This window comes from Blautia hansenii DSM 20583 (genome assembly GCF_002222595.2).
GTDB classification, from domain to species: domain Bacteria; phylum Bacillota; class Clostridia; order Lachnospirales; family Lachnospiraceae; genus Blautia; species Blautia hansenii.
In genome coordinates this window covers 2,827,863-2,845,074 of the sequence record NZ_CP022413.2, presented here as the reverse complement: position 1 = coordinate 2,845,074, position 17,212 = coordinate 2,827,863, and the positions used below count along the sequence as shown (strand labels likewise).

Annotated in this window: 17 protein-coding genes; 14 read left to right on the top strand and 3 right to left on the bottom strand. The window is 35.6% G+C overall.

Annotated elements, in window-relative coordinates:
• The first annotated feature begins 18 nt into the window (after positions 1-18).
• The 4 genes from CGC63_RS14335 to CGC63_RS14320 all read left to right on the top strand — a co-directional run bounded on the left by CGC63_RS14335 (position 19) and on the right by CGC63_RS14320 (position 3,835).
• Positions 19-801 (top strand): ABC transporter ATP-binding protein, encoded by a 783-nt coding sequence (locus CGC63_RS14335; RefSeq protein ID WP_003022270.1) that lies wholly within the window; start codon positions 19-21, stop codon positions 799-801.
• Positions 802-1,560: an ABC transporter ATP-binding protein gene (locus tag CGC63_RS14330; RefSeq protein WP_003022271.1), complete on the top strand. Its 759-nt coding sequence runs from the start codon at positions 802-804 to the stop codon at positions 1,558-1,560.
• Between the two features lie 227 nt (positions 1,561-1,787).
• The gene (locus tag CGC63_RS14325; protein WP_040351188.1) at positions 1,788-2,363 is read left to right on the top strand and encodes a manganese efflux pump MntP; all 576 of its coding nucleotides are present in this window, start codon (positions 1,788-1,790) and stop codon (positions 2,361-2,363) included.
• A gap of 104 nt (positions 2,364-2,467) precedes the next feature.
• Complete coding sequence (locus CGC63_RS14320) at positions 2,468-3,835, top strand: NCS2 family permease (RefSeq protein ID WP_003022276.1); 1,368 nt, start codon at positions 2,468-2,470, stop codon at positions 3,833-3,835.
• Between the two features lie 169 nt (positions 3,836-4,004).
• Here the strand turns inward: CGC63_RS14320 and CGC63_RS14315 are convergent, their stop codons facing one another.
• Together CGC63_RS14315 and CGC63_RS14310 are read right to left on the bottom strand one after the other, a co-directional pair.
• A complete protein-coding gene (locus tag CGC63_RS14315; RefSeq protein ID WP_003022278.1) occupies positions 4,005-4,418 on the bottom strand; it encodes a hypothetical protein in 414 nt (137 codons plus the stop codon).
• A 9-nt stretch (positions 4,419-4,427) separates the two neighbouring features.
• The gene (locus CGC63_RS14310; RefSeq protein ID WP_009246888.1) at positions 4,428-4,991 is read right to left on the bottom strand and encodes a TetR/AcrR family transcriptional regulator; all 564 of its coding nucleotides are present in this window, start codon (positions 4,989-4,991) and stop codon (positions 4,428-4,430) included.
• A 156-nt stretch (positions 4,992-5,147) separates the two neighbouring features.
• On the opposite strand from CGC63_RS14310, the gene CGC63_RS14305 reads away from it, so the two are divergent.
• The 4 genes from CGC63_RS14305 to CGC63_RS14290 all read left to right on the top strand — a co-directional run bounded on the left by CGC63_RS14305 (position 5,148) and on the right by CGC63_RS14290 (position 8,358).
• Entirely contained in the window at positions 5,148-5,525 is a 378-nt protein-coding gene (locus CGC63_RS14305) for an HsmA family protein (protein WP_003022282.1), read from the top strand.
• Between the two features lie 141 nt (positions 5,526-5,666).
• Entirely contained in the window at positions 5,667-7,307 is a 1,641-nt protein-coding gene (locus CGC63_RS14300; RefSeq protein ID WP_003022284.1) for a Na/Pi cotransporter family protein, read from the top strand.
• 144 nt (positions 7,308-7,451) lie between these two features.
• Positions 7,452-7,736, top strand: a complete 285-nt coding sequence (locus CGC63_RS14295; protein ID WP_003022286.1) for an autorepressor SdpR family transcription factor — start codon at positions 7,452-7,454, stop codon at positions 7,734-7,736.
• Positions 7,720-8,358 carry an SdpI family protein gene (locus tag CGC63_RS14290; protein WP_326929157.1) on the top strand — a complete coding sequence of 213 codons (639 nt, stop codon included), beginning with the start codon at positions 7,720-7,722 and terminating at the stop codon, positions 8,356-8,358. The genes CGC63_RS14295 and CGC63_RS14290 overlap by 17 nt, the downstream gene beginning before the upstream one ends.
• A gap of 691 nt (positions 8,359-9,049) precedes the next feature.
• Here CGC63_RS14290 and CGC63_RS14280 read toward each other — a convergent pair.
• Positions 9,050-10,168: a hypothetical protein gene (locus CGC63_RS14280; protein ID WP_040351189.1), complete on the bottom strand. Its 1,119-nt coding sequence runs from the start codon at positions 10,166-10,168 to the stop codon at positions 9,050-9,052.
• A gap of 169 nt (positions 10,169-10,337) precedes the next feature.
• Between CGC63_RS14280 and CGC63_RS14275 the strand changes: the two genes are divergently transcribed.
• From CGC63_RS14275 to CGC63_RS14250, 6 genes are all read left to right on the top strand, one after another.
• Complete coding sequence (locus tag CGC63_RS14275) at positions 10,338-10,889, top strand: hypothetical protein (protein WP_003022293.1); 552 nt, start codon at positions 10,338-10,340, stop codon at positions 10,887-10,889.
• A gap of 2 nt (positions 10,890-10,891) precedes the next feature.
• A complete protein-coding gene (locus CGC63_RS14270; protein WP_040351190.1) occupies positions 10,892-13,312 on the top strand; it encodes a hypothetical protein in 2,421 nt (806 codons plus the stop codon).
• Positions 13,313-13,364: 52 nt separating this feature from the next.
• Positions 13,365-14,921, top strand: a complete 1,557-nt coding sequence (locus tag CGC63_RS14265; protein ID WP_003022297.1) for a WG repeat-containing protein — start codon at positions 13,365-13,367, stop codon at positions 14,919-14,921.
• A gap of 151 nt (positions 14,922-15,072) precedes the next feature.
• Entirely contained in the window at positions 15,073-15,564 is a 492-nt protein-coding gene (locus CGC63_RS14260) for an RNA polymerase sigma factor (protein ID WP_003022299.1), read from the top strand.
• Positions 15,565-16,569 (top strand): sigma factor regulator N-terminal domain-containing protein, encoded by a 1,005-nt coding sequence (locus tag CGC63_RS14255; RefSeq protein WP_003022301.1) that lies wholly within the window; start codon positions 15,565-15,567, stop codon positions 16,567-16,569.
• Positions 16,570-16,854: 285 nt separating this feature from the next.
• The gene (locus CGC63_RS14250) at positions 16,855-17,202 is read left to right on the top strand and encodes a hypothetical protein (RefSeq protein ID WP_003022303.1); all 348 of its coding nucleotides are present in this window, start codon (positions 16,855-16,857) and stop codon (positions 17,200-17,202) included.
• Positions 17,203-17,212: the final 10 nt, after the last annotated feature.

Below are 17,212 nucleotides of genomic sequence, written 5' to 3'. Positions count from 1 at the left end.
GTCGGAAGGAGAAGCACTATGAAGGAAATATTAAGCTATCAATCCGTGGAAGTTTGTTTTAACGGAAAAGCGGTCATACATGATAACAGCTTTGTCCTCCATGAAGGAGAAATCTTGGGAATTGTAGGAGAGTCAGGCAGTGGAAAAAGTACCCTGTTAAAGGCTGCGATGGGACTTCTTGGAAACGGAGGAATGGTGACAAAGGGCGATATCTGGTTTGAGGGAAAGGACATTCCTGATTTACCGGAGGGAGAGCTGCGACAAATCAGAGGAGAAAAAATCGACATGATTTTTCAGGATGCAGGCGCTTCTTTGTGCCCTATTCGAACTATTGGAGAGCAAATATATGAAAGTATGTGTGCACATAGAAAAATAAGTAAGGCAGAGGCGAAGGAAAAGGCGCTGGAATTGTTTGAAAAGTTGAATTTTAAGGACGGAGAACGGATTTGGGATAGTTATTCTTTTGAATTATCCGGCGGAATGAACCAGAGAGTGGGGATTGTCCTTGCAATGCTTATGCAGCCGCAGATACTTTTGGCAGATGAACCCACCAGTGCATTGGATGTGGCAGTGCAGCGTCAGGTCGTACAGGAAATGCTTCAGCTTAGAGAGATTTTTGGAACGGCAATTATTCTGGTAACGCATGATATCGGAGTCGTATCGGCAATGGCAGATACAGTTTTGGTTCTAAAAGACGGGCACATAGTTGAATACGGAGAAGCTGCCAAAATATTAAATAACCCGGAGAAGGAATATACACAAAAATTGCTGGCAGCAGTGCCAAAGTTGCGGAGGGCATAGATGAAACCGGTTTTAGAAATAAAAAATTTAACAAAAACATTTGTTACAGAAGGAAAGTCTGACTTTACAGCAGTAGACCATGTGAGTTTTCAGCTCTATCCGGGAGAAACTTTGGGAATTGTAGGAGAGTCGGGAAGCGGAAAAAGTACATTGGCAAGGATAATTTCCCGTCTTATTGATGCTACGGAGGGCAGTGTTTTCTTAGACGGACAGGATGTTACAGAGATAAAAGGGAAAAAATTGCGTACTTATTATAAAGATATTCAGATGGTTTTTCAATCACCGGTTACCTCTTTTGATCCCAGAAGAAGCTTAGGTGACGGAATTGGAGAAAGCCTGCGAAATCAAGGGCTTTCAAAAAAAGAGGCGAAGAAGGAAGCTTTATGTTTGCTGCAACAATGCGGTCTTTCTTCGGAATTTTATGAGAGATATCCTCATGAAGTGAGCGGAGGTCAGTGCCAGAGAGCCGCTGTTGCCAGAGCATTGGCGGTAAAACCTCAAATTGTAATTTGCGATGAAGCAACCAGCGCTTTGGATGTGACTGTGCAGCAGCAGATTATAGAGCTTTTAAGGGAGCTGAAAAAGGAACGAAATCTTGCGTATCTTTTTATCTGTCATAATCTGGCATTGGTGCAGATGTTTTGCGACCGTGTATTGGTTATGAATGACGGCAAAATTGTAGAAGAGGGAACGCCGGATGAAGTAATTATGTATCCAAAAGACGAGTATACAAAGATGCTGGTGAAATCGGTATTGTAGAACTTTTTTGTAAAATGAAAAAAGCCTTGCTTCTCCTAAGGAAAAAGCTTATAATATGAAAAGTGATTTCCTTGAGGGAGTAGCAGGCGTAAGAATGCGCAGCAAGTCAACATACTGACCTTATGGTCTGGCTTGCTTTAAATTGCAAGACTCATGTGTAACTGTCAGGTTATACATGCGTCTTTTTTTATTGCATAAGAAAGTAATTTTACAACAGGAGGAAGAACATGATATCGTTTTTACTGAACAATACAATGTTGGGAGTAGGGCTTGCCATGGATGCTTTTTCTGTTTCTATGGCAAATGGATTGAGTGAGCCTAGAATGAAGAAAACTAGGATGTACGGCATGGCAGGAGTTTTTGCAGTATTTCAGGGAGTAATGCCTTTTCTTGGATGGCTGTGCGTGCATACCATTGTGCAGTATTTTACAGCTTTTGAGAAGTGTATCCCGTGGATAGCTCTAATTTTGCTGGCATATATCGGTGGAAAAATGATTTTTGAAGGGCGCCATGAGGATGGTGACACACAACAGGCAAAGACTGTGGGAGCAACGGAAATTATGATACAGGGAATTGCTACTTCCATTGACGCCTTATCTGTGGGATTTACCATTGCAGAATACAACTGGGGAATGATGCTTTTGGCAGTAGTTGTGATTGCAGCAGTTACTTTCGTGATTTGTGCAGCCGGTATTCGGATTGGGCGCAAATTCGGAACAAAGCTTTCCGGAAAATCTCAGATTTTTGGCGGAGTTATTTTGTTATTGATAGGAATAGAAATTTTTATACAAGGAGTTTTTTGACAAAAAGCCTAATAATTCGTTAAATCGTTCAGATTGCTTGACGAAAGTTGTTTTTCCTAATAGAATGGAGAGGTTGCAGCATTTCATATTTTAGGAGGAAAAACATGGAGAAATTTTTTAAACTGAAGGAGCATAATACCACTGTGAAAACAGAGATTATGGCCGGTATGACAACATTCCTTACCATGGCGTATATTCTGGCTGTAAACCCAAGCTTGCTGGGAAATCCTGTATGTGGTATGGACTCCGGTGCGGTCTTTACAGCAACAGCATTGGCATCTGCTCTGGCAACTTTCATTATGGCCTTTTGGGCGAACTATCCCATTGCCCTTTCCGCAGGGATGGGCTTGAATGCTTATTTTGCATTTACTGTATGTGGTGGCGATTTAAAGGGTATGGATGAGCCTTGGAAAGTGGCGCTTGCAGCCGTTTTAGTAGAAGGAATTATCTTTATCCTTTTATCTTTCTTTAAAGTGCGTGAAAGCATTGTAAATGCAATTCCTGCAAACCTGAAATACGGTATTACGGCAGGTATTGGTTTATTTATTGCATTTCTCGGACTTCAGGGCGCAGGCATTGTGGTAGCAGATGAGTCTACTCTGGTAAAATTAGGCGACTTTTCTGAACCGGGAGTGGCGTTGTGTCTGATTGGTGTATTGATTACTGCGGTGATGTATCATTTTCAGGTGAAGGGATATATTTTGTGGGGAATTCTCATTACTTGGGTTTTAGGTATTGGCGCAGAAATGATAGGATGGTATGTAGTAGAGCCGGAAGCGGGAGCTCTTTCTTTAATTCCGTCTTTTACAGCATCTTCCTTTATTCCAAAGTCCATTGCACCGACATTCTTTAAATTTGATTTTGGCTGGATTGGAGAAAACTTATCACAGTTTGTAATTATTGTATTTTCATTCTTATTTGTAGATATGTTTGATACAATCGGAACAGTTATCGGCGTTGCCGATAAAGCAAACCTTCTGGACAAAGACGGCAAACTTCCCCGTGTAGGACGTGTGCTTATGGCAGATGCGGTAGGTACAGTAGCAGGTTCTATGATGGGTACTTCTACCATTACAAGCTTTGTAGAGTCCAGTGCAGGCGTTGCAGAAGGCGGAAAGACAGGTCTTACAGCTATGACAACAGGATTTATGTTCTTAGTTTCCCTGTTTCTGTCACCGATTTTCCTTGCAATTCCGGGATTTGCAACAGCTCCGGCGCTGATTATTGTAGGATTTTTCATGGCGTCATCTATTAAAAAGATGCACTTTGAAGGAGATACCGCAGACTGCGTAGGCGGATATCTGGCATTTTTAATCATGCCGCTTACATATTCTATTGCAAACGGAATTATGTTCGGTATGCTGGCATGGTTTGGTATTAAAGTATGTACAGGTCAGATTAAGAAAATTCATCCGATTATGTACGTGGTATGTGCACTGTTCGTGTTCCGTGTAATTACCATGATTATATAAGAAAAAAGGAGATGTATATTAAGTGTATATCCGGAAATATTTATACATTTTAAACTCAGTTTGCGCTCACTTTGAGCTTGTAATCTCAAAGCGTGCTCAACAAATTTGTTAAAATTGTATAAATAGTTCTGAGCATTACTTAATGTGCATCTCCTTTTTTGATTGTATCTTAAATTGTGGTGCGCAAGTGAAAGAACTGATAAAAGAAGGTAAGTCCTGCAAGAAACAGGGATGTTCCCAGTCCCGTGTAAAAGAAGGCAATGAACCATTCCGGACACAGGCTCAGGCTGCGAATGAGAATTCCTCCTGTTATCATAAATGCCATAATCAGAAAGGATTTTAAATCAAAAAAATTCCAGAACCACTTTTTTTCTTCCTGATAGCCCTGAATACGTTTCGTATGTTTTTTCACCAGTCTGCCGAATATCATAAACTGGAAGAACAGAAACACCAGAGCAGAGCCGAAAAACAAGACAGGTGACAAATAACCCGCATAAGCCTGTAAACCAATATGAAGCACGTTATATCCGGCAACAGACCATACAATTCCGGCAAGAAACAATAAATATTTTTTAGAAATCATAGAACCTCCTTAGTCATACAATAATTTATCCGTGAGCTTCAGCAGAAAGGAACAGGATTTGTCTTTTCCGCTTAATCCGGAAATAATATTGGAGAATATAAAATCAATAAAATCATCTTCTGTAAAAGTCTCGGAAAATATACCGGCTTTTATTTTTTTATCTTTTTGCAGAATAAGTTTCATTCCTTTGTGAATATGTTCCAGATATTCGCTCATTTTTTCACGGCTTTCTTCTATGTTGTCTGTTTTTTGAAAGCAGACGGCGTGAGAAGCAAAGAAGTCCGGATACTGGCAGCTGCATTTGTCAATGGAAACAATAAGCCAAAGCAGACAGTCGTGAAAAGAGCTTAAAGCAGTGCATTGTCCTGTGCGATGGAAGACATCACACCAGATATCCGCAATGGTAGCCTGTAATAAAGCGGATTTGTCCGGAAAATAGTTATATACAGAACCAACGGAAATTTTTGCTTTACTGGCTACTGCTCGAATATTGATAGCCTGAAAACCTTTGTCAGCAGCAATTTCTTTGCTGGCGGCAAGAATTTTATCATGTAATGTATTATTTGTATTCATATATAGAAACTCCTTGCATTTTGTACTCTCTTTACTTGAACAATGTTCATTATATGCCTTTTTAAAAAATAAGTCAATAAAAATAATTAAAAAGATATTGACAATAGGAGGAATGGAAACTATAATGAACAATGTTCAATTTAAGGAGGTAGAAAAATGAGCACAAAATTAATTATGGCAATTATAACAATTACATTGGCACTGGTATTTTATACAATCGGTGTATTTTCAGAGAGAAAAAGTGGTATTTTGAAAAAGCCACATTTGATTATTTTTTGGATGGGACTTGTTTTTGATACCATAGGAACAACGATTATGTCCTCTATGGCAAAAGGGGCCAGTCTTTTAAGTCCTCATGGAATTACAGGTGCATTGGCAATTATTCTCATGTTATTTCACGCAATATGGGCAACTGTTGTATTCAAAGGACAGGAACGCAAAAAGCTGGAGAATTTCCACAAATTTAGTATTGTGGTATGGCTGATTTGGTTAGTTCCTTATGTGCTTGGGGTATTTATTGGAATGGGCGCATAATTTGTTCTTATGTTAAATCTATGTAAAACAATGTAAAATCTTTGTTCAATGTCTTGCAGTATTCTTTTATAAAAGGTATAAATGTAAGGAAAGCTTAAAAAAAGAATAAAAAATTTGTTAAGACAAAATGGGAGGAACAAAGTGAAAATTACAGATTTTTTCAGCCTTTTAGGCGGTCTGGCATTATTTCTTTATGGAATGCAGATGATGAGCAACGGTTTAGAGGCAGCAGCAGGAAACCGTATGAAACAGATTTTAGAGAAGCTTACAGCAAATCGTTTTTTAGGAGTTTTGGTAGGTGCAGGTATTACGGCTGTTATTCAGTCTTCATCCGCAACAACAGTTATGGTAGTTGGATTTGTTAATTCTGGAATGATGACATTAAAGCAGGCTGTTTGGATTATTATGGGTGCTAATATTGGTACAACCATAACAGGACAGCTCATTGCTCTTGATATTGGAGCACTGGCACCGTTATTTGCTTTTTGTGGTGTTGCAGCAATTGTTTTTGTTAAGAAACAGCAAGTACATCACTATGGTTTAATTGTAGCAGGTCTTGGTATTCTGTTTATCGGTATGGAAATGATGAGCGGTGCAATGATGCCTTTAAGAGAATCTGAAGCTTTTGTTTCTCTTATGACAAAATTCTCTAATCCGGTATTGGGAATTTTAGCAGGTATGATTTTTACAGCACTTATTCAGTCTTCATCCGCATCTGTGGGTATTTTACAGGCTCTTGCATCCAGCGGATTGATTGGACTGCCAAATGCAGTATTTGTATTGTTCGGACAGAACATCGGTACTTGTATTACTGCTGTATTAGCGGCAATCGGTACAAGCAGAAACGCAAAACGTACAACAGTTATTCACCTGTTATTTAACATTATCGGTACAACAATCTTTACGATTGTATGTCTGCTGACACCGCTGACATCTCTGGTAGAAAGCTTTACACCGGGTAATGTATCTGCGCAGATTGCAAATATGCATACATTATTTAATATTGCAACAACCTTGTTATTAATTCCATTTGGAACATACCTTGCTAAATTGGCAGTAAAAATTCTTCCAGAGAAAAAAGAAGAGTTGGAAGGCGTTATGCACATGGAATTTATTCATCCGATGGAAACAAAAAGAGATACACAGATTGGTCTTTCTGCCATTGCTGTAACAGGCATTAAAAATGAGTTACATCGTATGATCAATATGGCAAAACAGAATGTAGACAGCAGTTTCCTTTGTGTGAAAGAAGGAAAGAAAGAACTTTTAGAAGAAGTAAGAGAACGTGAAGACTACATTGATTATTTGAACAAGGAAATTTCTAAATACATTTCCAAAGTTCTGGTAAATGAAAGTAATCCGGATGATTCTCAGTATATCAGTGCTCTGTTTAAGGTTTGTGGTAATGTAGAACGAATTGGTGATCATGCCATGAACATTTGTGAATATACAAAAATGATTGAAAAACAGGGTATTTCTTTTTCAGACGAAGTTAAAGAAGAAATTGATGAAATGCGTGATATCTGCGGGGAAGCTTTAGATTTCCTTGGTCAAATTAAAGATAATACCATGGAGAACGTAAAAGCTATTGAGGACTTTGAACAGAAGATTGATGATATGACTGAGGATTATAGAAAGAAACAGTTAGTTCGTATGCAGAAAGGAACCTGCTCAGAAGAAGGCTGCATTATCTATGCAGAGATGCTTACAGACTTTGAACGAATTGGAGATCATATTTTAAATATTGGTCAGGAAATGGGACTTGGAAAAGTAAGTGCATAAGAAATAAGATAAAAAGAGTTATTATATTCAGGAGAATATAATGGCTCTTTTTTCTATTGACAGAATGAAAAAAATCTGCTACTATTTAGAAAAATATCTAATTAGATTATTTTCTAAATACTTACGAGAAGGAGAGGTGAGAAAATGAGTTTTGCGGATACGTTTAAAGCGTTATCAAATCCCGTAAGGAGGGAAATCTTACAAATGCTCAAGAAAGGAAGGATGTCTGCAGGAGAAATTGCCAGTCACTTTGATATAACTAGTGCAACTATTTCTAATCACTTAAATGTTTTGAAGAAAGCAGGACTGGTGTGGGAAGAAAAAGAAAAAAACTTTATTTATTACGATTTGAATACATCTGTGGTAGAAGAAATTATGGCATGGCTAGCGCAGCTAAGAAAGGAAGATGAAAATGATGAAGAAAAGTGAATATAAAGGAATTATGATAATAACATCAATTATGATATTACTTCCTATGATTATAGGAGTTGTTTTATGGGATAAACTCCCAAGTGAGATTGCAACACATTTTGGCACAGATAATCAGGCAAACGGATGGAGCAGCAAACCTATGACTGTTTTTGGAATGCCCCTCTTGATGCTGGCATTACAGTGGTTTTGCTTCCTTATTACATCAAATGATCCGAAAAAGAGAAATATCAATAAAAAGATGTTTACCTTTGTTTTATGGCTTGTTCCCATTATTTCCTTAATTGTTATGATGTCAACTTATACCATTGCCCTTGGATATTCTGTGGATATTGGAATGATAGTCAATTTCCTCATGGGAATTGTATTTATAGGTATTGGAAATTATATGCACAAAATCAAACAGAATTACACGGTTGGAATTAAAATTCCATGGACTTTAAGCAGCGAAGCAAACTGGAATAAAACACACCGTATGTCTTCATGGCTGTTTATTATCGGCGGTATTCTGTTTTGTATCAATGGATTTTTCAAGATGACAGAAGTGCTGTTTGTGGTAATTATTTTAATTGCAGTTGTACCGATGGTATACTCTTTCGTACTTTATAAAAAGGGAATTTGATTGGTGAAATTGCCTAATTGTAAATTCCTATCATAAATGATAGAATAATTTTTAGGAACAATCGTGTTACAGGGTGGTTGACCTCTATTTTATGATACATAGAATGGGGGTGGTGCTAATGAAACATTTTGATTTTAAAGACTTAATGTCATTTGGAATGTTCATTTTATCACTACTGACATTCATTTATTTGATTTGTCACTGATAATTTAAGGCATAGAAATACCACCCTCATAAAAACTTTGACCGGTTTAGGGTGGCATTTTCTATGCTAGTCTAATATTGGTCAACCCCTTGTGGGCGATTGTTCCTTTTCTTCATTATAGAATAGAGAAAAGGAAATTGCAATCATTTTTTGCATACTTAGGAAATGGAGGAAAAGGCATTTTGAAAAATAATGTCTTCCTCTTTTTTTGTATAAACGAAATCTGAACTTGCCAGATATTCAAAGAAAGAGTAGAAAGCATTACATAAACTGGACTCATTTATTTGTATAAAAGAAAATTGGAAGTTTTCTTTTATAATAAATATAGTCAAGGTATGGATATCATGCAATTCTATGTTCAAATAAGTCGGAAGCTTAAATTCCGGTTTTAAAATATGTGGAGTAAAATCACCTTCTTTTTTATGGTGAAAGTAATTTTGCATCATGGATTTTCTTTCGATAGCTGAAAATCCGGTTTTTAAATTTTTATACTGTCCAAAACATTTTCCGGTTTGACAAAACATATTTAGTCCCTCTTCGGAAAAGAAAGAAACCGTGTTCTTCATTTTTCTGGGGAGGGGGGGGAGAGGCAGCAACTACTTTATACATTTTTTGAAGTGCATCAATATATTCTGCTGCATTTGGAAGTTCACTAAACGAGTCTTTTTCAGAATTAAAATGTACATTCATAAAAAACAAGCACGGATGAAATTCCAATGTGTGAGAAGGAAGCCCAAAATCCATATAATTTTTTTCCAATGCTTTCATAATGCAAATAGGATTATCTGCATATTCCATAAACGGTTTTGCCATCTGAAAAATTCGATAAAATTCATCTCGATATTCTTTAACAATATCCCAAGAATGATACAAAACAGCACTTTTAAAATCTGAAGAAATTATCAGGACATTTTGCGAAGTAATTATGTAATAGGGCATTACCATAAGCTTTTCATCATCGCAGGTTATATTACTGTATAAATAAGAAGGATGATAAATGTCTTTTAATAATTGTATGGTTGGCAAAACATCAGACATAATTTCAAGATTTTGACAAGGATGTAAAGAGTTTGACGGATTGCTGTTTAAAGTGATTAAATGCTTAATATCTGCGTGTCCGCTAAACTGTGAAAAAAGCTTCTTTAATACAAAGAAAACGTAACGGTACGATGTCGGAACATTCAGGAGAATTTCGGGGTTTGTATTTGTTTCTAATTCTTTTTGCAATGTAAAGAAAATTTTATTTTCTACACAAGGCGTTACAGAAAAGGCATTAGAAAAATCTTCTGAACCGGAAAGCGTATCCGAATTGTCATTTTCTAAGAATGAAAGTCGTTCTATCAAATCTTTAATATAGCATCGCTTTAAATATTCTGTTTTTCCAATTTTCTCTATATCATATAACTTTAATACTTCTTCTTGCTGAATAGGATTAATCCTGAGATAAGAACAAAAATCCTTTACAAATTTGCGGCTGGGAAGTCGTTCACCTCTAATCATTCTTTGGATAGAAGTTCTGTCCAGAGAAGAATGGTTTGCAATTTGATAAACATTGCTTCCGCTGTTGGCTAAAAGATGTCGGCAGTATTCGCTGAACTCTGACATATTTTATTCCTCCTTAAACATTACAATAAACAATAAAATTATACAAACACTTCTGGGACACTGCAATATTTTACGACAAAAAAGTCAGGCACAATAAGTAGCACATATTGAAGCCCTTAAAGTTTGAATATAAACTGTAATAAACGATATTTAAAGAAGGAAAGATTATATGAGAAAGAAAAGTTTAATAATAATGATATTTGTAATGTGCTTTTTATTAGAAGGTTGTGGATTAAGTAATAAAACAGATAAGGAACGTGCTAAAGAAGTAGTTATATCCTTTTTGGATGGATATAAACAGAAAGATAAGTCCGTTTCTGAATTATTGTTGGGGACGATAGAAAGTGATTATATGAGTTTTGATGGTATATCTTCAAATTTTGCAGAACGCTTGAAATATGAGATTAAATCGTGTCAAGGAAAAGATGAAAATATTTATAGCGTGGAAGTAGAGATAGAAACTATAGATTTTGAGAAAGCGTTTAATAATGCATACCAGAAAACAATTAAAAAATATGGTGAAGAGGGAATTAGAAAAAATTTTTTGAATGAAATGAAACAGGAAATAGAAAGAAAAGAATGTATCTTTAAGAAAATTGACTGTAATGTAACCGTAAGAAAAATAAAGAGAGAATTTAAGATTCAAATCGATGATGTATTTGCTAATGCATTAACAGGTGGAATGAATAAATATTTGTTTTCATTACAAGAGGAGGGATAGAAATGTTAAAGAAGATTTTAGCATTTATTTTATGTTTTTGCATGTTGATACCAGCTAGAATAGTGGAGGTAAAAGCCTCTGAATATGAAATAAAATATTTGCCTATACGGAGATTGAATGATGACAATAGAATGACATGTAAAGTTGTTACAGATAGAAAAAATGTTTATATAAATATAGATGATTTAGTACAAGTGGCAGATTTTGATAAAAAAGTTATAGACTCATCTGATGGAAAAATTATTTTAAAAAGAAAAGGAGAAAATCAAAAGAAATGTAGTCAGGATATTACTATTTTTCCTAAATTAAAGAAAATAAGTTCTATGCAATATGGAGAAAAGGAATTTGAAGGATATATAGAATGGGAGGGGAATGTATTTCTTGATATTGTACAAATTTTTAATTATTTGCGTGTTAAAGCAGAAATCATAGATGGTGAATTATTGATTAATATTCCAGTCTATACACTTCTTGATTTTATGGCTTATGATTATCCATCTATTCTTGCAGACTCTGTTTCACAGCTAGATTTATTGAATCCAAAAGAGAGCATTGGTTCATCAGGATTTTATGATGCATTAAGCTTAGCATGTAATAATTTTGATTTTAGGTTATTAATTCCAGTGTGGGGTGCTGATAAGTTGAAAGATGAACAATATGTCAAAGCAATTCAAACATTAAATGAAGAAGATGAAGTTTTCTATGATAAAAATACAAACCAATACCTGAAAAAAGAATTATATAATCGAGGCTTTACAGGTGTATTAGCTTCTGGGAAAGATTTAGTAAATGTATTGTCAATAGGTGGAAAAACTATTGAGACAGCAGAGGAAATCATGAATGATTTAGAAAGCGTTCCAGCAGAAAAAATACGTAAATACCTAGAATTAGTGAATTGGAATGGAAAAGAATATGATGCTTCTATTGAACTTAGGGCTTGGAATAAATATGCAAGTAAATTATCTGATGCTATTAGTTTGGCGGAAATAGCGGTTTCTTCTTATGAAACTTATAGTCGCGCTGAAAACTGGAATAAAGAGTGTTTGGAAGATTTAGAAGTTCTTAAAAATTTAGACGAAACTAATTATGCAAATCATAAAGGGTATATAAAAAGGATAAAAAAAGTTGCTGAATCTTGTTATCAGGAGAGCATTAATAAGGACAAGACAACAACAGAATATACTTTAGAAAAAATAGCAACACTTATGCTTGAAAAAATATTGACAGAGACTTCGGTATATGGGAGAATTACAGATTATTTTATTTTAGCTATAAATACAGGAACAAGTGTTGCGAAATGCTTTGGAAATATTGCAGATGAAATGGATAAAGCAGAATTATCTTATATGGTTACATGTTTGATTAATGTGGCAGTAGCTTCGAGAATAGATGCGGAAATAGAACATGATGCATTGAATTTAAAAAATGTAAATTCCGGTGAAGCACAAAACTTTAGAAAGTCTATGAGAACTGCGATAAAAAGTAATTTGAGGTGTTGGAGTTATATTTATTATTTGAATAGTGATGGTAAATGGGAAGAGTCTGATAGAGGAAAAGAAGTAAAAGATAAGATTAACAAAATGTATACATATTTGACATTATTAAAAGAAACTGAACAGTACGATTATGCATTAGATGAATATGATCTTATAACCTATAACCCCAAAAAAATTATTGAAATATTAAGCGATAATAATGATACTCTGAGAGATTTAATTGGTGAATGGACGATAGATGAAAAATACACTATGGAATACAACAATAAAAGTATGAAAAAGATTTATGGTTCATTATATTATATGGCTGGAAGATGGAGCCAGATGGTATTTAGAGAAGATGGTACTTTTGAATATGGAGTAACAGAATATTATGGAAAAGGTAATTTTAAAGTGGAAAATGAAATTATTAAGGTGAATTTGGCAGAAGGAGATCCAAATACAGGAGAGCTAGAATTATACATGGAAACAGAAGACATTTCAAGAATTGCTTTCGACCAATTTGGAGATGGAACGAAAATATTCTGGAAACGAGTGGATGCTTCTGAGAATAATACTGAGAATACTCCTAATACAGAAAGTGTTTTAAAAGAAGGAGTTTATAGATATTCGGATGGGGACTTTCGTGCAGAATTACAAGTGTGTACGGAGGGAGACAAAAAGCAATGTTACTGGGGAGAATGGTACAATTATGGTGCGTCTGCTTCCGTAGAAGATTTTGTATTTACTTGGGAAGACGGTAAAGCAGAGTATGAAGTTCAAGGACGAAGGTCAGGAGAAACTTTATCAGTAAAACTTGATATACAGGGAGAGACAGTTGCTATTACCATAAAAAATCAGGATGGAGTATTATACTATGGAGCAGGGATGCAGCAGGAAGGAAAAGAGTTTCAGGCTGAATATAGTTATGTAGGAACAGGAACGTAGAATATGAAAAAAGTGATAATATGAAAGACGAACTATTAAAAGGAGAAAAAATATGAGAAAATGTAAAAAAATAGTAGTGATGGTTCTAATGGTATGTATAGTATCTATGATAAATGCCTGTGGAGAAAAGAGATATGCAGATTATGAGGGAACTTGGCTAGGGGAAGCGGGAAGTGTTTTGATTTTATATGAAGATAAAACATGTATGTATAAAGACGGCAGTGATGATGAAATAGTGGAAGGAACATGGGATCTGGAAAATGATATTCTTGTGGTATCAGGATGCTTAGATTATAATATTCAATCAAAATTAGAACAGGAGACAGATGAATTATTGTTTGAAGCTGATAATTCGGAGTGGATAGATGAAATATTTACCAAAACAGATAAAAAATTGGAAGATATACAAAACGAGATGAAACAAGTACAAAAAGGAGAAAATGTAGAGTCTGAAACAGATTCTTCAGAAGAGGAAATCCATATAATTGATGGAGAAAATTTTTCAGAAGGAATGGCAGCAGTACTAATTCGGACAGATGAGGACAGAGACAAACCGGTAGTGATAAATAAAGAAGGAAGTGTTGTATTTGAATTAGAAGATGCAGGAGAATATCCGTATGGGATAACAGATCGTGATGCAAGATATCGCGCTACTTTTCAAAGTGGAGGATTATTATGGGAAGACCTGGGAGAATTTGCTAAAATCTATGACGTGGAAGGAAATATTATTGTGGATTTAGGCGAGAAATATAGTGAAGTGGAGAAGATGGGAAATGGATATTATCTTGTTAAAAAACGGCCTTCTGGATACCAAACAAAAGAAGTGCAATATGGTGTTGTAAATAATAACGGAGAAGAAGTGATTCCTTTGTCAGCTGAGTTAGGGGAGTACACAGATGGAATACTTGGAAACGGGATAATATTAACGGGAAATGTTTGTATTTCTGGAGAGGATGGCAAGGTGACTGAAATTAATAATCTTAATGGAGGAAGATACAGTACAAGAATTCATGCAAAAAGAGGTAATAAATTAATTGCAGAAGGAGGTATTTGTGATTTGGAAGGGAACTTAATAGCAGAGTTTAATCCTCCATATGATTATAGAGTAGCTGATATGTTGGTTTCAGATAATACAGTATTAACATTTAGTGGTATCCGTACAAATGATGAAACAACCATTAGAGTATATGACTTTAATGGAAACATGATTTCTGAGGAAGCTTTCCCGGATGTGGATATAAGACATATCGGAGAGTATTCGGGAGGATATGCATCAGTAGAAATTTTCGGTTCAGATGGTAAATACGTAACAATGTTGGATGAAAACGGACAATTTGCATTTGAACCGATTAAGGTTGAGGGAGACTTTAAAAATTACTTAGGAGTTTCGAATGGAATGCTGTCATATCCGGTTGATGACCATTCTACTGCTTTTATAGATAAAACTGGAGAAATTGTATTTACTATAGATGTGCCGTATGAAAAGGTAGGAGAATATACAGATGGATGTGTACGTTTTCAAACATATTATGGTTATAATTATGTTGATGTAGAGAATAAAAAATGTGTATTTGAAGATAAAGGGAAACAAGTTCATTTTATGAAATAAATAGAAACTACAAAATAATAATAGGATAAGAAATTGATTTTTAGCCTCTTGTTTGTATATGCAAGGGGCTTTTTGCATACAAAATTCCCATAAAAACTGTCACAAATCCCTGCGTTATGTGTTTTAATAATAGAAGGAAGGGAGGGAGCGTATGAAAAAGGATGAATGGCAACTGATTTATGAAAAATACCATAAATCTGTATATTTATATGCTCTGTCTCTTACCAAGAACCGGACAGATGCAGAAGACCTGCTTCAGGAAACCTTTGTAAAAGCATTTCTGTCATACGAAAACACAGGGAGTTTAAAAGGCTGGCTGGTAAAGGTATTAAGAAATGAATTTTACAATCTATGCTACAAGCGTAAAAAAGAGCTTTTAGATGATGGAGAACTGATTTGCGAGTATTTGAGTTCAGAAGAGGACTTATTAGCAGGCATGATTGAGCAGGAGGAGCGAAAAGCTTTGTTTTTGGCGATTGCAGCTTTACCGGTGCAAATGAAAGAAATTTTAATGGAAAGCATTTATTTTCAATTAAGCGATGAGGCGATTGCCAAAGCTCACGGGCTGACAAAAGAGAATGTAAGGCAGATACGTTGTCGGGCAAAGAAAAAATTAATCAGCAGTATGAAGGAGGGGATGTAGATGAAAGACTGGAACGAGAAAAAATTAGATGAAGAATTAAATGCTCTTGTGGAGGAGCTTCCGCTTAAAGATGATTTAGAAAAGAAGATTAACCAGAGTATCAATAGGAGAATTCGCAAAATCATAATCACTACGGTTTCGGCAACGCTTATTTTCTTGCTTTTGATTTTTGCCATTATCAGTCCGGTCATGAATTGTTTATATTTCAATCCCTATAAGCTAAACAAAGAGCCGGATAAAATTTATACAAATGTGATGAGGGACTATTGGGAGCTTTCCAAACCTTATACAGAAATCATGGATATGGAGGTTACGCCAAAAGGCTTTGCCAATTATGAAGTTCAGGTACAGGTAACAGATGGAAAGTCGGAGGTACAGTTGGGAACTCCAAACGCAGGTTTTCATGTAAAATGTGGAAAATATACAGACATGATAGAGCCTAATCAATTATATTTTACCCATATTTTCGGGCGGTTTGAGCAGCCATATAGTAATAAAGAGGAAATTGTGGAGCAGATAGAAGAATTGCCGGAGTCAGCTATGATATACTTAGTTGTCAGCGACAGCAAGGCAAAGACTTTAAGTGAGCTTCAAAATCTGCCTGTTCAGATAGACTGGATACAGGTATATCAGCCAAATGCAGAATTTCAGGGTGGTTTACAGTTAAGCAACCGTACCGTATGTATGGAAAAAGAAGACGAGAGAGAGCTTTTATCAGAAAAAGAATTAAAAAAAGTATATCTATCAAATTTAAAAAATCTCTTGGATAATTCTGAACTTTGGACAGACTTAGGGTTATGTGACGGCAGAAAAGCATGGACAGACGAAGTCGGTGTTTTAGAAAAAACATATCAGGACGCACAGAAACTAAAAACATTGGAAAGCGAAAACTACTGCGTATCAGGAAAAAAAGACAATATACTGACCTATCTTCAGAACCTAGAAGAACAATCCATTTTTGTAGAAGACGTAAGCTTTACTTCACTGCAAACAAAATCCAACTAGTTTACTGTATCATTCACACTTCGCATACTGATTTGTTTAAATTTTCATCTGTTGCGCTACCATTACATCGCCTCATCCTTTCGCCTTACAGATTGAAAATGTATTGCTGTGGAATATAAATAAAATGTCCTTATTTTTTTAGCGAATTTGTCGAGTACCCGTTGAGACCATAGGCTCAAAGGGAACGCAGACTGAGCGTAAAATACAGGGATATTCCTATATAGTACTCTAACAATATATTTTCCCCCTCATATACTAATAGGAAGAAATATTTGGAGATTATCCATGGAAGAGAAAAAACCATTCTATAAAACAGCAGAAAAAGGTAAATTTTATATGAGAGAAGCTCCTGCGGAGGAGGAGAAAAACCTTATGCGTACTTACTATCCAAAGACAGCGGGAATGATACAGGCAATGGTCGAGGATGCCTGCGACAGACTGGATTATGAAGGAAGCTTTTTATATGACGAATATCCGGATAAATGGAGTATAGAGAGAGCCTGTCAAAGAATGGAAAGCCGGATGGAAATGCAGACGCAGAGCGTTTCCGAAAACTTATTAGGAGAATTTATAAGGACTTTGTTCTGCCAGGAGATGTATCGGAGGCGTTGCAGAAGAAAACGTTGTAGGTAAATTTGTAAAA

Coding starts and splice junctions, on each gene's coding strand:
- CGC63_RS14335 (WP_003022270.1), top strand. CDS start 19: ATGAAGGAAATATTAAGCTATCAATCCGTGGAAGTTTGTTTTAACGGA.
- CGC63_RS14330 (WP_003022271.1), top strand. CDS start 802: ATGAAACCGGTTTTAGAAATAAAAAATTTAACAAAAACATTTGTTACA.
- CGC63_RS14325 (WP_040351188.1), top strand. CDS start 1,788: ATGATATCGTTTTTACTGAACAATACAATGTTGGGAGTAGGGCTTGCC.
- CGC63_RS14320 (WP_003022276.1), top strand. CDS start 2,468: ATGGAGAAATTTTTTAAACTGAAGGAGCATAATACCACTGTGAAAACA.
- CGC63_RS14315 (WP_003022278.1), bottom strand. CDS start 4,418: ATGATTTCTAAAAAATATTTATTGTTTCTTGCCGGAATTGTATGGTCT.
- CGC63_RS14310 (WP_009246888.1), bottom strand. CDS start 4,991: ATGAATACAAATAATACATTACATGATAAAATTCTTGCCGCCAGCAAA.
- CGC63_RS14305 (WP_003022282.1), top strand. CDS start 5,148: ATGAGCACAAAATTAATTATGGCAATTATAACAATTACATTGGCACTG.
- CGC63_RS14295 (WP_003022286.1), top strand. CDS start 7,452: ATGAGTTTTGCGGATACGTTTAAAGCGTTATCAAATCCCGTAAGGAGG.
- CGC63_RS14290 (WP_326929157.1), top strand. CDS start 7,720: ATGATGAAGAAAAGTGAATATAAAGGAATTATGATAATAACATCAATT.
- CGC63_RS14280 (WP_040351189.1), bottom strand. CDS start 10,168: ATGTCAGAGTTCAGCGAATACTGCCGACATCTTTTAGCCAACAGCGGA.
- CGC63_RS14275 (WP_003022293.1), top strand. CDS start 10,338: ATGAGAAAGAAAAGTTTAATAATAATGATATTTGTAATGTGCTTTTTA.
- CGC63_RS14270 (WP_040351190.1), top strand. CDS start 10,892: ATGTTAAAGAAGATTTTAGCATTTATTTTATGTTTTTGCATGTTGATA.
- CGC63_RS14265 (WP_003022297.1), top strand. CDS start 13,365: ATGAGAAAATGTAAAAAAATAGTAGTGATGGTTCTAATGGTATGTATA.
- CGC63_RS14260 (WP_003022299.1), top strand. CDS start 15,073: ATGAAAAAGGATGAATGGCAACTGATTTATGAAAAATACCATAAATCT.
- CGC63_RS14255 (WP_003022301.1), top strand. CDS start 15,565: ATGAAAGACTGGAACGAGAAAAAATTAGATGAAGAATTAAATGCTCTT.
- CGC63_RS14250 (WP_003022303.1), top strand. CDS start 16,855: ATGGAAGAGAAAAAACCATTCTATAAAACAGCAGAAAAAGGTAAATTT.